Source organism: Pseudothioclava nitratireducens (genome assembly GCF_029210495.1).
In the GTDB taxonomy this organism is placed as follows: domain Bacteria; phylum Pseudomonadota; class Alphaproteobacteria; order Rhodobacterales; family Rhodobacteraceae; genus Pseudothioclava; species Pseudothioclava nitratireducens.
This window is the reverse complement of record NZ_JARGDK010000006.1, coordinates 62,523-76,186: the sequence shown is the minus strand read 5'-3', so window position 1 is coordinate 76,186 and position 13,664 is coordinate 62,523. Positions and strand designations below refer to the sequence as shown.

15 protein-coding genes and 1 riboswitch are annotated in these 13,664 nt (G+C 63.9%); of the genes, 6 read left to right on the top strand and 9 right to left on the bottom strand.

Annotated elements, in window-relative coordinates; all coding sequences use genetic code 11:
- A complete protein-coding gene (locus tag P0X85_RS08840; RefSeq protein ID WP_275811650.1) occupies positions 1-996 on the bottom strand; it encodes a class 1 fructose-bisphosphatase in 996 nt (331 codons plus the stop codon).
- Positions 997-1,100: 104 nt separating this feature from the next.
- Here P0X85_RS08840 and cbbR point away from each other — a divergent pair, with 104 nt between their 5' ends.
- The 3 genes from cbbR to P0X85_RS08825 are packed head-to-tail and all read left to right on the top strand — an operon-like array spanning position 1,101 to position 3,465.
- Positions 1,101-2,039: a LysR family regulator CbbR gene (cbbR, locus tag P0X85_RS08835; protein WP_275811648.1), complete on the top strand. Its 939-nt coding sequence runs from the start codon at positions 1,101-1,103 to the stop codon at positions 2,037-2,039.
- Between the two features lie 42 nt (positions 2,040-2,081).
- Positions 2,082-2,489: a carboxymuconolactone decarboxylase family protein gene (locus P0X85_RS08830; RefSeq protein ID WP_275811646.1), complete on the top strand. Its 408-nt coding sequence runs from the start codon at positions 2,082-2,084 to the stop codon at positions 2,487-2,489.
- Positions 2,490-2,493: 4 nt separating this feature from the next.
- Complete coding sequence (locus P0X85_RS08825; RefSeq protein WP_275811644.1) at positions 2,494-3,465, top strand: quinone oxidoreductase family protein; 972 nt, start codon at positions 2,494-2,496, stop codon at positions 3,463-3,465.
- Between the two features lie 86 nt (positions 3,466-3,551).
- Here P0X85_RS08825 and P0X85_RS08820 read toward each other — a convergent pair whose 3' ends face one another.
- The 8 genes from P0X85_RS08820 to cobU all read right to left on the bottom strand — a co-directional run bounded on the left by P0X85_RS08820 (position 3,552) and on the right by cobU (position 11,269).
- Positions 3,552-4,226 carry an adenosylcobinamide amidohydrolase gene (locus P0X85_RS08820; RefSeq protein WP_275811642.1) on the bottom strand — a complete coding sequence of 225 codons (675 nt, stop codon included), beginning with the start codon at positions 4,224-4,226 and terminating at the stop codon, positions 3,552-3,554.
- The gene (locus P0X85_RS08815; RefSeq protein WP_275811640.1) at positions 4,223-4,975 is read right to left on the bottom strand and encodes an ABC transporter ATP-binding protein; all 753 of its coding nucleotides are present in this window, start codon (positions 4,973-4,975) and stop codon (positions 4,223-4,225) included. Before P0X85_RS08815 ends, P0X85_RS08820 begins: the two co-directional genes overlap by 4 nt.
- On the bottom strand, positions 4,972-5,967 hold the full coding sequence (locus tag P0X85_RS08810) for a FecCD family ABC transporter permease (protein WP_275811638.1): 996 nt from the start codon (positions 5,965-5,967) through the stop codon (positions 4,972-4,974). The genes P0X85_RS08815 and P0X85_RS08810 overlap by 4 nt, the downstream gene beginning before the upstream one ends.
- The gene (locus P0X85_RS08805) at positions 5,964-6,812 is read right to left on the bottom strand and encodes an ABC transporter substrate-binding protein (RefSeq protein ID WP_275811636.1); all 849 of its coding nucleotides are present in this window, start codon (positions 6,810-6,812) and stop codon (positions 5,964-5,966) included. The genes P0X85_RS08810 and P0X85_RS08805 overlap by 4 nt, the downstream gene beginning before the upstream one ends.
- Positions 6,799-8,622 (bottom strand): TonB-dependent receptor plug domain-containing protein, encoded by a 1,824-nt coding sequence (locus P0X85_RS08800; protein WP_275811634.1) that lies wholly within the window; start codon positions 8,620-8,622, stop codon positions 6,799-6,801. The genes P0X85_RS08805 and P0X85_RS08800 overlap by 14 nt, the downstream gene beginning before the upstream one ends.
- 123 nt (positions 8,623-8,745) lie before the next feature.
- Positions 8,746-8,945: riboswitch (cobalamin riboswitch) on the bottom strand.
- Between the two features lie 56 nt (positions 8,946-9,001).
- Complete coding sequence (cobS, locus tag P0X85_RS08795; protein ID WP_275811632.1) at positions 9,002-9,748, bottom strand: adenosylcobinamide-GDP ribazoletransferase; 747 nt, start codon at positions 9,746-9,748, stop codon at positions 9,002-9,004.
- Positions 9,745-10,761 carry a nicotinate-nucleotide--dimethylbenzimidazole phosphoribosyltransferase gene (gene cobT, locus P0X85_RS08790; protein ID WP_275811630.1) on the bottom strand — a complete coding sequence of 339 codons (1,017 nt, stop codon included), beginning with the start codon at positions 10,759-10,761 and terminating at the stop codon, positions 9,745-9,747. The genes cobS and cobT overlap by 4 nt, the downstream gene beginning before the upstream one ends.
- Entirely contained in the window at positions 10,745-11,269 is a 525-nt protein-coding gene (cobU, locus tag P0X85_RS08785; RefSeq protein WP_275811628.1) for a bifunctional adenosylcobinamide kinase/adenosylcobinamide-phosphate guanylyltransferase, read from the bottom strand. Before cobU ends, cobT begins: the two co-directional genes overlap by 17 nt.
- Before the next feature lie 45 nt (positions 11,270-11,314).
- On the opposite strand from cobU, the gene P0X85_RS08780 reads away from it, so the two are divergent.
- Genes P0X85_RS08780 through cbiB form a run of 3 tightly spaced genes read left to right on the top strand, consistent with a single transcriptional unit; the run spans position 11,315 to position 13,658 of the window.
- A complete protein-coding gene (locus P0X85_RS08780; protein WP_275811626.1) occupies positions 11,315-11,914 on the top strand; it encodes a histidine phosphatase family protein in 600 nt (199 codons plus the stop codon).
- Positions 11,911-12,723: a propanediol utilization protein gene (locus P0X85_RS08775; RefSeq protein WP_275811624.1), complete on the top strand. Its 813-nt coding sequence runs from the start codon at positions 11,911-11,913 to the stop codon at positions 12,721-12,723. The genes P0X85_RS08780 and P0X85_RS08775 overlap by 4 nt, the downstream gene beginning before the upstream one ends.
- Entirely contained in the window at positions 12,720-13,658 is a 939-nt protein-coding gene (gene cbiB, locus P0X85_RS08770) for an adenosylcobinamide-phosphate synthase CbiB (RefSeq protein WP_275811622.1), read from the top strand. The genes P0X85_RS08775 and cbiB overlap by 4 nt, the downstream gene beginning before the upstream one ends.
- Positions 13,659-13,664: the final 6 nt, after the last annotated feature.

The window sequence follows — 13,664 nt, the reverse complement described above, 5'->3', positions numbered from 1 at the left end:
TCAGCTCCGGAACAGGCCGCGGGTGTTGAAGAGGGCGTGGGTCTCGTCGAGCGGCAGGTCGTGATAGGCCGCGACGCGCGCGACCTTGGAGACGGAGCCAAAGACAAAGGGGGTGCGGGCGTGCAGGCGGTCGGGCAGGGCGGTCAGGATCTGATCCGCGCCATCGGTCGCGCCGCCGCCCAGTTGGGTGATGAGAAACGCGATCGGCGCGCATTCGTAGACGTGGCGCAGGCGGCCGCGCGCATAGCCGTCGCGGTCATCGCCGGGATAGAGGAAAACGCCACCGCGACAGATGATCCGGTGGGTTTCGGCCACCAAAGAGGCGATCCAGCGCATGTTGAAATTACGCCCGCGCGGCCCCTCGGCCCCTGCCACCATATCGTCGATGAAGGCGCGGATCGGCTGCGGCCAATGCCGATAGTTTGAGGCGTTGATCGCATATTCCGAGGTCTCAATGGGCAGCGGCTTGGGGTCGGCCACACGCGCCCAGCTATCGGTGCCGGGCTCCAGGACCCATTGATGCACGCCATGCCCGAAGGTCACGACCAGCGCGGTCTGCGGCCCGAAGATCATGTAGCCGCCAGCGATCTGCTCAATTCCGGGGCGCAGGAATGTCGCATCAGGACCGTCGGCGACCGGAAAGACCGAGAAAATCGTGCCGATCGAGACATTCACGTCGATATTTGACGAACCGTCCAGCGGATCAATCGCGAGGCCCAGCGTGCCCTCGCCGAAATCGACGACCTCGTCCTGCTCTTCCGAGGCATAGTAGCGCACGGCGCCGGCGTTCAGTTCTGCCATGAACGCATCGTCCGCGATCAGATCCAGCGCCTTCTGACCATCGCCGCCCGCATTGGTGCCCGCGGCTTCGGCGAGGTTTCCCTCGATCCCGTTTCGGGCAATGATGCGTGCCAGCCGCGCGCCGACACGGGTCAGCCGGGTCATGGTGTCTTGCAGATCGGCGCTCAGGCCGAGCCCTTCGAAGCTCACGGACATCTCTGCCTCCTCCACAGCGATGCGGTTCGAAGCGAAAGATTGCGTGATGTGAGTTTTTATGAAATTTAAATGATTGGAAGACATATTAAAGAAAGTTTAAAAACATGCGGATGAATGCGGTCACTCTCAAGCAGCTTCGCGCCCTTGATGCGGTGGCGCGGGGCGGGTCACTGACCGCCGCCGGCGAGATTTTGGGTCTCACAACCCCCGCGGTTCACACGCAAATCAAGGGACTGGAGGATTTGCTGGGCATTTCGCTGATCCGCCGCGCGAGTGACGGGGCGGGCTCGGAATTAACCGAGGCGGGAGAGGCGCTGCGCGATGCGGCGCTGCGGATCGAGGACAACTTGTCGCAGGCCGTTGCCAATCTACGGGCGATTCAGGGAGGGCAGATCGGGCATGTGACGCTCGGCGTGGTCTCAACTGGGAAGTATTTTGCGCCGCGCCTCGTGAAGATGCTGCAAGACCGGCATCCCGAGATCGAATTCGCACTCAAGATCGGGAACCGGACGGAGATTCTCGCGGGGCTTGAGCGCGGCTCCTACGACATGGCGATCATGGGCCGCCCGCCGCGCCATCCCACGGTGATTGCCGAGCCGCTGGGGCCGCATCCGCACGGGCTTGTCGCGCCGCCAGGTCACCCGCTGATCGGGCATGAGGCCGATATCGACGCGCTGTTCGAGCAGACCTTTGTCGCGCGCGAGCAGGCCTCGGGGACGCGCATTCTAATGAACCGCTGGCTCGATCGGCTCGGGGATGGGCGGCTTTACGATACGTTGGAGATGGATAGTAACGAGACCATCAAACAGGCGGTGATGGCGGGTCTTGGGATTGCGTTTCTCAGCCTGCACACGGTTATGGATGAGCTGGCCACCGGACGGTTGGTCGCGCTTCATATCCCCGGATTGCCGCTGATCCGCCACTGGTTTCTGGTCCGACCCGAGGCCGGTCGTCCGCGCGATCTGGCGCTGCGCATCTGGGACGAGATCGTCGCGCTGAACGGTCAATTTCTGCCGGACGGGCGCGCGGATTCAAGTGATTGACGGGGCAGGGCGCCGGGCTATTCTGAGTCACCGGAGGACCCTATGGCGACGATCACACCCCCCAAAGATCCCGAATCCGACCCGCGCGTAAAAGCTGTGTTCGACGATATTCGCGCGACTCGCGGCACGGATTTCATCAACAATGTCTGGCGCTATCTGGCCTTCGATCCGGGCCTTCTGGAGCAAACATGGGCTGAGGTGAAGGCGGTGATGGCAGCACCGACCGCGTTGGAGCCTAAGGTGAAGGAAATGATCTACGCCGCTGTTTCTATTGCGAATTCCTGCGAATATTGCACTCATTCGCACCTCGCGGCGGCGCGCGCGAAGGGCATGACGCCCGCAGAGCAGGCGGATTTCTTCCGTGTGGTCGCATCGGCGGGCAAGACCAATCATCTTCTCAACGGGCTGCGCATTCCCGTTGATGACGCATTCCTTATGGATAAGGAGTAATCGCATGGCCTATGCAATGGCGATCCGCCAGCCCGGAGGACGTGAGCAACTGCACCGGGTCGAGATTGACATCCCCAAACCCGCGGCAGGGGAGATTACTTTAAGACATACCGCTATTGGCCTGAATTTCATTGATATTTATTTCAGGACAGGGCTTTACCCTTGGCCTGTAGAGCGCGATCTGATCACCGGGGCGGAAGCGGCCGGGGTGATTGAGGCGGTCGGTGACGGGGTCGATCTGCGGCCCGGGCAGCGCGTTGCCTACACGATGCCGAACGGTGCTTATGCGACGCATCGTGTGATCAAGGCCGATCAGGCCGTGCCGATCCCGGACGACATCTCGGATGAGGTGGCCGCTGCAATCATGGTCAAGGGCCTGACCGTGCATTACCTTCTACATCATTCTTACCCCGTAAGTAACGGAGAGACCGTTCTTTTTCATGCCGCTGCGGGGGGCGTCGGGCTGATTGCCGGGCAATGGCTCAAAGCGCTTGGAGTGCGTGCGATCGGCACTGCGGGCGGGCCGGAAAAATGCGCGCTGGCGTCCCGGCACGGGTATGACGCAGTCATCGATTATCGCAGCGAAGACTTTGTCGCGCGTGTGAAGGCGTTGACGAATGGCGCCGGAGTTCCGGCGGTCTATGATTCCGTTGGCGCCGATACGGTTATGAAATCGTTGGATGTTTTGGAGCGGTTCGGCACATTGGTGTGTTTCGGGCAAAGCTCTGGTCCGGCGGCGGAATTCAAGATCGGCGATCTGGGGCGCGGGTCCTTGCGGCTTACGCGGCCGACCTTGTTCCATCACACGGCGCGTCCGGGCTGGCTTCAGTCGGCAAGCGCGGAGCTGTTTGCGATGATCGCTGCGGGCAAGATCAAGATCGAGATCGGGCAACGCTGGGCACTTGAAGAGGTGGCAGATGCGCATGCTGCGCTGGAGGGACGCCAGACGGTCGGTTCCAGTGTGCTGATACCATAAAGCCCATAAATCAAGGGTTTGAAGTGGCATATCGGTTACATAATACCGATTATGGGTAAATCCTGTGAGCCCGACAGGTGCCCCGTTCACGATCTGTGATGCGTCCGTTTCGCAATCTGAACGTGCAGATTCTCTTGTGCCGTCAGCGCGCCCTCATGGACCGCCTCTCGCACCGCACGGCCGAGCGCCTCACCCAGAGCGGTATGCATCCCGGCGAAAGCGAAGCTCGGCGCATCGGTCCGCGTGGCGAGCGCGATGCAATCCGTTCCGGTTCCGGTTGCGCGTCCGGTCGGCAAGTCGATTCCGGCATCCATGATAGCGGCCGTGCGCGCGGATGCGATGATACTGAGCGCCTCGATGCGCGCCGCCTCGCTCAGGGCCCCATGGACCTGAGCCGCGATATTGATCGTGCCCGGCCCCCGATACGGATTGAGCCGCCGTCCCACAGCTTCGGCATTGCCAAGCCCGACAGTCGCCAGCACCTCGACCGAGGCGTCTTCGATGCTGACATGGCGATAGTGATGCCGTCGGACATCACGCGAGGTCAGAAAGCAGACCGTGTCGAGGGCGTTTTTTGAACGGAGTTCGCCTTCCAGCCATCGCTCCACGTCGAAATCCGCCGTGAGGTCGGCATTACGCACCTCACGCCATAAGATGCGTTGCGCGCGCTGAAATCCGGGCCGATACGGGCACCAGCTGAGGATCTCGTGCTCTGCCTCGAGATCGGCGCAAAGCCATGGCTGCGCGCAGTCGATCTTCATGGAGAAATCACTGATAAGGCTTGGAAAATCGGCCCATCTGCGCGCCACTCGATATGGGCGCGGATACGGAAAACCCGTGCGAGATTGGCGTCGGTCAAGACCTCTTGGGGTGTGCCGTCGGCAACCACCCTGCCCCGTTCGAGCATGATCAGCCGCGTGCAATGGCGCGCGGCCAAACCCAGATCGTGAAGCGAGGCAACTACCGCGCCGCCCTCTTGCGCGTGGCGGGCAAAGACCTCCATCACCGCAATCTGAGCGGCCGGGTCGAGACCCGCTGTCGGCTCATCCGCGATCAGAACCGGGCTTTCCTGTGCCAGCGCGCGCGCGATAAGAACGCGCGCCTGTTCGCCGCCCGAAAGCTGGGTCGCGGGACGATGGCGCAGCACCTCAAGGCCCATGCGTTCGATCGCGCGTTCGATCGCCGCCTGATCGCCAGCCCGGTTGCCGCCATGCGCCATGCGCCCCAGCGCCACGACATCTTCGGCAGGCATCGGCCAGGCGATCTCGCGCTCTTGGGGCAGGAAGGCGGCTTGTCGTGCGCGCGGGCCGGGTGCCAGATCGGTCAGCGAGGAGTGCCCCTCATGCGCCAAGAGACCAAGTGCGCCGCGCATCAGCGTCGTTTTGCCCGCTCCGTTCGGGCCAAGAAGCCCAATAATTTCGCCAGGTTGCACAGCAAAGCTCACGCGATCCACGACCGGGCATTCGCCGCGGCGCACGGTCAGATCATTGAGCGTCAGAAGCGCGCTCATGCGGCATCCCTCCGCGTGCGAAGGATGAGATGAAGGAAGAACGGCGCGCCGACAATGGCGGTCAGAACGCCCAGTTTCAGGTCCCGGTCAGGCGCGATCAGGCGCACGGCGATGTCGGCGGCCAGAACGACGGCGCCTCCGCCCAGAGCGGACGCCGGCAAGAGCCGTGCCGGCCGGGCCCCGACGGCGCGGCGTAGAAGGTGTGGCACGACGAGACCGACGAAACCAATCGCGCCCGCCACCGCCGTTGCGGCCCCCACGAGCGCTGCCGTGCCGACGATCAGCCACAGGCGCAATGCACGGATATTCACCCCCATCGAGGCGGCGGCATCCTCGCCAAGCGTCAGCGCATCGAGGGCCCGTGCCCGGCTCAGCGTGATGAGGCCACCGAGCACGATCAGGGGGGCGGCAATGCCGACATGCACCATTGACCGATCAGCCAGCGACCCCATCATCCAGAACATGATTTCCGAGGCTGCGAAAGGGTTCGGAGAAAGGTTCAGGACCAGAGACGTCAGCGCGCCCGCAAGCGCGGAAATCCCGATCCCGGCGAGGATGATCGTCAGTGTCGTGCCGCGTGACCCGGCGAGCAAAAGGATCAGCCCGACCGAGATCAGCGCACCGAGCAGCGCCGCTGCCGGCAGCGCCCAGACAAAGGCAACCGAAAGACCGGTCTGGATGGAGATCACCGCGCCAAGCGCTGCCGAGGCCGAAGTGCCGATCAGGCCCGGTTCAGCCAGCGGATTACGCAACAATCCTTGCATTGCCGCGCCTGATAGGCCGAGGGCCGCCCCTACCAAGACGCCCAGAATGGCGCGCGGCAGGCGCACCTCGCGCATCACCAGAGTGACCATTTCGCCTTCGCCCCGGAACAGCGCGGCAAGGCTGTCCCCAAGGCCGATCGCGGCTGGGCCGATCAGCAGCGAGGCGACGAAGAGCACAGCCACGACTGCCGCCAGCCCCGCCATCAGGATCGCGTAGCGCGTGCTCATTTCCCGGCCTCCAGTTCATGTCGCGCTGCGCGCAACGCCGCGATGACCGTCAGAACATGGGGCGTGCCGCAAATCCAGTCCCGATCGGCCAGAATCTCGCGCGAGACTTCGCCACCAAGTTGGCGCAGTGCCGGATGGGCGAGGATTTCTTCGGAGCGTGAGGCGCCCGGATAGCGCGCGCCCCTCACGATCAGGTCGGGATTCTCAAGGATCAGCACCTCAAGCGGCAGGAACCCGCCCGAAGTCAGTCCGGCCTCGGCAGTGGCATTGCGAAAGCCCGAGGCTTCGAGGATCTGCCCCGCCAGCGTATCCTTGCCCGAGGAATAGCCATTCGCATAGTAGAGCGCGGCGCGCGGGCGGGTCTCCATCGGTGTCGGATCGGCGCGCAGCGCGGCCAGATCGGCGTCGAACCGCGCGATCATCGCCTCGGCGCGGGGTCCCTGCCCCAACGCTTCGCCCATCGCTCGGAGATTGGCCCGCACATCGTCCAGAGAATAAGCGGGCGCAAAGACCGCCACCGGAATGTCGAGCCGCTGCAAAAGGCTCGTCGTCGCGCGCGCCGTATATTGCCCGGCCAGAACCAGATCGGGCTTTTGCAGGAACACCTCTTCGGCCAGCCCATGATTCATCGGATAGGCGGCGGCCTCCTCGGCCATCACCGAGCTATGCGTATCCGAGGCAAGGTTCGAGAGCGAGACGATCTGCTCGGGGTCTGCCAGCAACAGCGCCATGTGGTCGGTGCACAGGTTGATCGAAACCACCCGCCTGGGCGGTTCGGCCCCGACCGGAGCCGCGAAGCCGACGGCAAGCGCCAGCCCCGCGATCAGATGCTTAGAACGATGCACGCAACCCAACATAGAGCGCGCGGTCCGAGGAGTTGTAACCGCCTGCAATCTCGTAGTCACGGTCAAAGAGGTTCTCGATGCGCAGGTAACCTTCGACGTTATCAGTGAGTTCATAAGCCGCAGTGACATCCACTACGGTATAATCCCCGACCTTGTGCCCCACTGGCGCATAGACTGATGGCTCGATGTCACGCGCGTGGCGCAGTGTCAGTGTTCCCGCGAGACGGTCGGAGAACTCCGCCTCTACACCAAACGCCAGTTCATGCTTTGGCTGCCGCTGCAAACGCTCGCCGTCTTTGGTCTCTGCATGGGTGTATGTGTAGGCGGAGGTGACGGAGATGCTCTCAGATAGATGGAGGCGTGACGAAAGTTCCAGCCCCTTCGATACGAAATTCTGGATATCGAAGCAGCCTGGAAACGTGGGTGAACTCGCAGGGCATGCCGTGGAATTTGAATTCCAATCAATCTTACCGTTGATATCCGTATAGAACAACGTTGCCCTTATGAAGTCTCCGCGGCCCAACGAATGCTCAATCCCGAGTTCGGCGGATTTGCTGTTCTCCGGCTGAAAATCCGGGTTTCCATAATATTCGCCCAATTCAAGCAAGGACGGAAACCTGTAGCCAGTGCCAAATTGTGCGCGAACGATCAAATCTTCGACAGGACTCCATGCCATCGAAAGTCGTCCGGACGATTCGGAATCGAACTTCGAAGAAGTGTCGTGACGAACCGAAAGGACAAGGTCAAAATCTTCATTCGGATCGAATGCCCATTCTGCGAAGGCTCCAAGTGAGTCAATCGCATCGCTGGCACTGCGTTCCTCTACGTAGTCAATGCCAAAGGACAGATCCGACGAACCTATCTGCGTGTAGCCTTCATAGGTCCAATTGTCGCGTTCTCCCTTGAAATAGGGTGTAAATCCGGTATCCCACCGTTCCGAAGTCATTGTAGAGAATGATAATTCGTGATCAATTGATCCAGTGGAAAACTTCGTGAACAGGCGACCTCCACGCTGTTCAAGATCAGTGTAGTCGTTCCCGATGTCTCCACTATCGTATTCTACATAATTATCGATGGCGATCAGATTGGCGCCGATCAGAATATTGTCCGTAAGCCGATGACTTACCCCGAAATTTGCTTGAGAACCTCGAAACGCATCATCTTCCTCATTATCAGATTTTGCAGAAAACCCATCCGTTTCCACATGTGACAGTGAAAAAGACAACTCTGTTCTCTCATTGAGAAAACCTAAGCTCAGGCCCTCGCTGAGAGTATTGAAACTGCCATATTCCAGTGACGCCTTTCCTGAGAACCCGCTTTGGGTGGGGCGCCAGCTCTCTAGGTTCACGACACCCGCCACAGCCCCCGCTCCAAAGCGCGCCGATTGCGAACCCTTAAGGATTTCTGCGCGCGAAATTCCGAGTCCGATCATTCCCCCCCAATTAAATCCGTTTCCCGTGCTTGAAGGGTCGGAAAGTTCGATTCCGTCAAATAACACAGGGACGTATGCATCTCCGAGACCACGAATTCTAAGAGACGTCGTCGTTCCCAATCCACCGTTGGAGGTCATTGTGACGCCCGGAAGGCTTTGTGCGTAATCAGAAAATTTCTGAGAGGAATGAGCCTCCAGATCGTCCTCCGTCACCACCTCGACCGTCGCGCCCGAACGGCTCAACGCGGTTTCCTCGCGGTTTGCGGAAACGGTGATCTCGTCGAGCGTGAAGATCTCCTGTGCGCTGGCGGCAGAGGCGATCAGGCTCGTCGAGCCGATGGCGGTGGTCAGAAGAAAGGCGGTGCGAAGACCGGTCATGATGTCCCTCGTCGTGTCGGGCCGTTCGGCCCATTGGTGATGATCCACGAGAGGGAATCCCCGCCCGCAGATGGTGCATGTCACCACTGCGGACAAACCGCTGCCCATGCGCGCCCCGCGCCGGACAAGGGTGATCGCTCGGCAGGTCTCCTGGCTTGCGGGTCGTGGGTCGGGCGGCCTTCCCGGGTTTCCCCAGTGGCATTTCGCCGTTCCTCACCGCTTACAGTTGCGGGGGCAGCCCCGGACTTGTCCTTGCGGACGCACCGGTGTTCCCTTGAACCGATGTGAGTTATACATCGGAGCCTGAGCTAGCCCGTTGGATAGGGGGTAAGCCGGGGGAGCGTCAAGGCGAAACGCGGCAGATGGCGGATGAAAACCGTCAGATGGGGCGCGCGGCAAGCGCGATCCAGAGCGCGGCTTCGCAGACCACCTGAACCGCGCCAAGCACATCGCCGGTTTGCCCGCCAAGGCGACGGCGGGCCTGCGCGGCGATAGCCAGACACAGCGCGCCAGCGATGAGCGCCGCGATCAGCCCGGAGATCCCGAGCGGCCAGAGCAGGATCGGCATGAGCGCCATGCCCGGCCAGAGCGCGCGCGCGCCCTGCCCCGTGGCCATCCGTCCCATCCCGTCGGCGCGCGCGGGCGGCAGGGCGATCAGCACCCAGAGCATCGCCGTGCGGGACCCGGCCCCGGCCAGCAGGAAAACCCACGGTGCGTCACCAATCGCCGTCGTGCTCATCGCGCTCCAGATCAGCCCCAGCACGACAATCAGCGCGATCACCCCGTAGCTGCCGATCCGGCTGTCGCGCATGATCTCAAGCGCGCGGGTCCGGTCGCGCGCGCCCATCCCGTCCGCGTAATCCGCAAGCCCGTCGAGATGCAGCGCGCCGGTCGCGCCGATCTGAACCGCCAGCGTCAGCCCCGCTGCGACCGGCACCGGAAGCCCAAGCGCCTGCGCGCCCGCGAACCCCGCCCAACCAATCGCGCCGATCACCAGCCCCACAAAAGGGAAGGCCCACCGCGCCGCCGAAATCGAGGGCGGCTCGCCCGCGAATTGCCCGACGGGCAGCCGCGTCAGCAGCATCAGCGCCAGCCGCGCCTCGGACAGGCGGGCCGCAAGCGTCATGCGTCGGAGACCCCGGCCTCGGCAAAGGTCGCCATGCCGTTGTGACATTCGAGCGCCGCGCGCAGCACCCCAAGCGCCAAGCCCGCGCCCGACCCCTCGCCAAGCGCCATGCCCAGATCGAGGATCGCAGTTTGCTCCATCGCGGCCAGCAGCTTGCGATGGCCCGGTTCGGCGCTCTGATGCCCGACAAGACAGTGATCGAGAAAGCGCGGATCGGCCTTGTAAAGCGGGGCGGCGGCGGCGGTGCAGATAAACCCGTCAAGGATGACCGGGATGCGCAGCGCCCGCGCCTCGATGATCGCGCCGCAGATCGCCGCCTGCTCGCGCCCGCCAAATGCCGCCAGTGTCCCCAGCGGGCTTGCACCGCCATGAAGCGCGATCCCGCGCCCGATCACCTCGGCCTTGAGCGCACGCCCGGCCTCGTCGGACCCGGTGCCGCGCCCGACCCATTCCTCCGGCGCACCGCCAAAACTCGCACAGGCGAGGGCCGCCGCAATGGTCGAATTGCCGATCCCCATCTCGCCAAGGATCAGCACCTGCGCGCCCTTGTCCACGGCCTCCGCCCCCCGGCGCATCGCGTCGAGCGTCTCGGCCTCGGTCATCGCCGGGCCAGCGGTGAAATCCTGCGTGGGGCGATCCAGATCGAGCGCTACGACCGCCAGATCCGCGCCGGACACACGGCAAATCTGGTTGATCGCCGCCCCGCCGGCCTCGAAATTGGCGACCATCTGCACGGTCACCTCTTGCGGGAACGGGTTCACGCCTTGCGCGCAAATGCCGTGATTGCCCGCGAAGACGAGGGCCTGCGCGCGTGCAATCGCCGGGCGCGCCGTGCGCTGCCAGCCCGCCATGAACACCGCCATCTCCTCAAGCCGTCCGAGCGAGCCCGGCGGCTTGGTCAGGCTCATCTGCCGCTCCTTCGCCTCTGCGATCGAGGCGGCATCCGGCACCGGCAGCCCGCGCGCGAGGATCGCGATGGTCGAGAGATCGGAGATGTCAGAGAGGATGGTCATTCGGTTTCACCTTCACAGGATAGCCCGCGACGCACAGATACACCGCGTCGCAGGCCTGAGCCACGGATTGATTGAGCCAGCCCGCCGCATCGCGGAACTCGCGGGCGAGCCGATTTTCGGGCACGATGCCCGCGCCGACTTCGTTCGTCACGAAGACAACCGGCGCTTCCTGGGCCGAAAGCGTCGTGACGAGCCGATCCGCTTCGGCCCGCCAATCTTGTCCCCCAAGCATCAGATTGGTGAGCCACAACGTCAGACAATCGACCAGCCGGGGATCGCCCCCGTCGCTTTGCGCCAGCGCACCGACCAGATCGAGCGGGGCATGGAGGTTGCGCCATTCCGGTCCGCGCCGTGCCTGATGCTCGGCAATCCGCGCGGCCATCTCGTCATCGAAGGCTTCGGCGGTTGCGATATAAATCGCGCGCCCGGTCGGCTTCAGCGCCAGCCGCTCGGCCAGCGTGCTCTTGCCCGAGCGCGCGCCCCCGGTGATGAGTATCGACTTTTCCATGCGCCCGTGACAAAGCAAATCCCGGTTGCGAAGGGAAGGGCAAATATGCCGAAGCCGCAAATGCCCGGGATCGAAGGGCCTCAGCTTGTCGTGCTGCGCCATGCGCCGATTGCAGAGCCGGGGCGGCTGTGCGGGCGCACGGATGTGGCGGCCCGGATTGATCCTCGGGCGATGGAACCGCTGGCCGAGCGGCTGGCCGGGATCGTGCTGCGCGGGTCCAGCCCGGCGCTACGGTGCCAGCAGACCGCGCAGGCGGTCTGGGGCGCGGTGCCCGCGCTCGATCCGCGTCTGTGGGAGCAGAATTTCGGCATTCATGACGGGGCGGATTATGCCGCCCTGCCCGATCTTGGCGTGCTGACAAACGAGGCGCTTGCCGCGCATCGTAACGAGGATGGAGAGAGTTTCGCCGATCTGTGCACGCGTGTCGCGCCTGCCGTGCAGGCCCATGCTGCCCGGGCGTGGGAGGCACAGGCGCCGGTCGTGCTGGTCGCCCATGCAGGCGTCGCGCGCGCCTCGATCGCGCTTGCAACCGGCGCGGTCCCTGCCGCCCTGTCCTTTGAGATTTCCCCCCTTTCTCTCACCCGGTTGCGCGTTGGCCCTGAGGGCGTGTTTTCTGTCATCGCGGTCAATGAGGTCCGCGGATGATGCGCCGTGCCGTGGTCGGCGGGCATTTCGGCGAGTGGCTGCAAGGCCGCATGGGGCCGAAGGGGCCGGTTGCGCTGGTGACTTTGCCCTGCCCTGCTTTGGCCTCCCGCGTCTGGTTTCAAGACGCCTCTGCGCTGACCATCGACGGCCCCGACCCCGCAACGCCCGAGCTGATTGGTCGCTTTCTTGCGCGGTTGCGTTTGCCTGTGTGCGGACGCTTTCGGATCGGTCTCGACATGCCGATGGGCGGTGGTGCGGGTGCCTCGACCGCGACACTGATCGCCATTGCGCGAGCCGCCGGATTTGACGGCCGGACCGAGGATCTGATCGCCGCCTGTCTGGCCACCGAGGGGGCGAGTGATCCGCTGATGCTGCCCGCCCCCGATCAGGTGCTCTGGGCCTCGCGCGAGGGGCGCGTTCTGACACAACTGACCGCACCGCCCGTTTGCGAGGTCATCGGCGGTTTCTGGGGTGATCACATTAAAACGCGCGCGCAAGACAATGACTTTCCAGACATTTCCGATCTCGTGAAAGAGTGGGTGGCGGCCGCGAAAGTCGGTGATCTTGGGCGATTGGCCGCGCTCTCCAGTGCTTCTGCCCAAGCCTGCACAGCGGCCCGTGGTCCAGCCGGTGATCCGGCGGCTGATCTCGTCCGGAGCCTTGGCGCGCTTGGCTGGGTGCGCGCGCATACCGGGTCTGCGCGCGGGCTGATCTTTGCCGTCGGCACAGTGCCCCAGAGCGCGGCTGAAGCCTTGGCCGAGGCCGGGCTACGTGACCTTGTGCAGTTTCAATCCGGAGCCAGCGCATGAGCTTTGCCGGCATGATCGCACTGGCCGCGCTGATCGACGCGGGTCTGGGCTGGCCGGACCGGCTCTATCGTCGAATCGGTCACCCGGTGACGTGGCTTGGCCGCGCAATCTCGGCGCTGGAGGGGTGCCTCAATCAGGGCACGCGCGCGCAGAAGATCGCGATGGGCGGCGTGACCGTGGTGCTGATCGTGGTCTTGGCCGCCCTGCCCGCCTGGCTGCTTCAGAGCATGTTCCCGCCCGGGAGTGCAGGTCTCGTCATCGGAGCCGTGCTGGCGTGGCCCCTGCTCGCACTGCGCTCGATGCACGATCATGTGGCGGCGGTGGCAAAGCCGCTGCTGGGCGACGATCTGGACTCCGCGCGCCATGCGGTGTCGATGATCGTCGGGCGGGATCCGGCGCAGCTCGATGCGCCGGGCATCGCGCGGGCGGCCCTTGAAAGCCTTGCGGAAAACAGCTCGGACGGGATCGTTGCGCCGATCTTTTGGGGCGCGGTGGCGGGCTTGCCGGGTTTGGCCGCCTACAAGGCGATCAACACGATGGATTCGATGATCGGCCATCGGAATGACCGCTACGAGGCCTTTGGCAAGATCGCCGCGCGCCTCGACGATGTCGTGAACTGGGTGCCTGCGCGGCTGACCGGAGGGCTGTTTGCTTTGGCATCCGGGCGCCATGCCGCGCGTGCACTCCGCGTTATGGCCCGCGACGCGCACGCGCATCGCTCGCCCAATGCGGGCTGGCCCGAGGGCGCGATGGCGGGCGCGCTGAATGTGCGGCTCTCGGGGCCGCGCGTCTACGGAACCCATATCTCCGAGGAGCCGTGGCTGAACCCCAAGGCCCCCGACCCGACGCCTGGCGATCTTGCGCGCGGGCTGTCGCTTTATCGCCGTGCAATGGCGCTGATGGTGCTTGCCTTGGCGGCGCTGGCCCTGCTTTAACCCGGC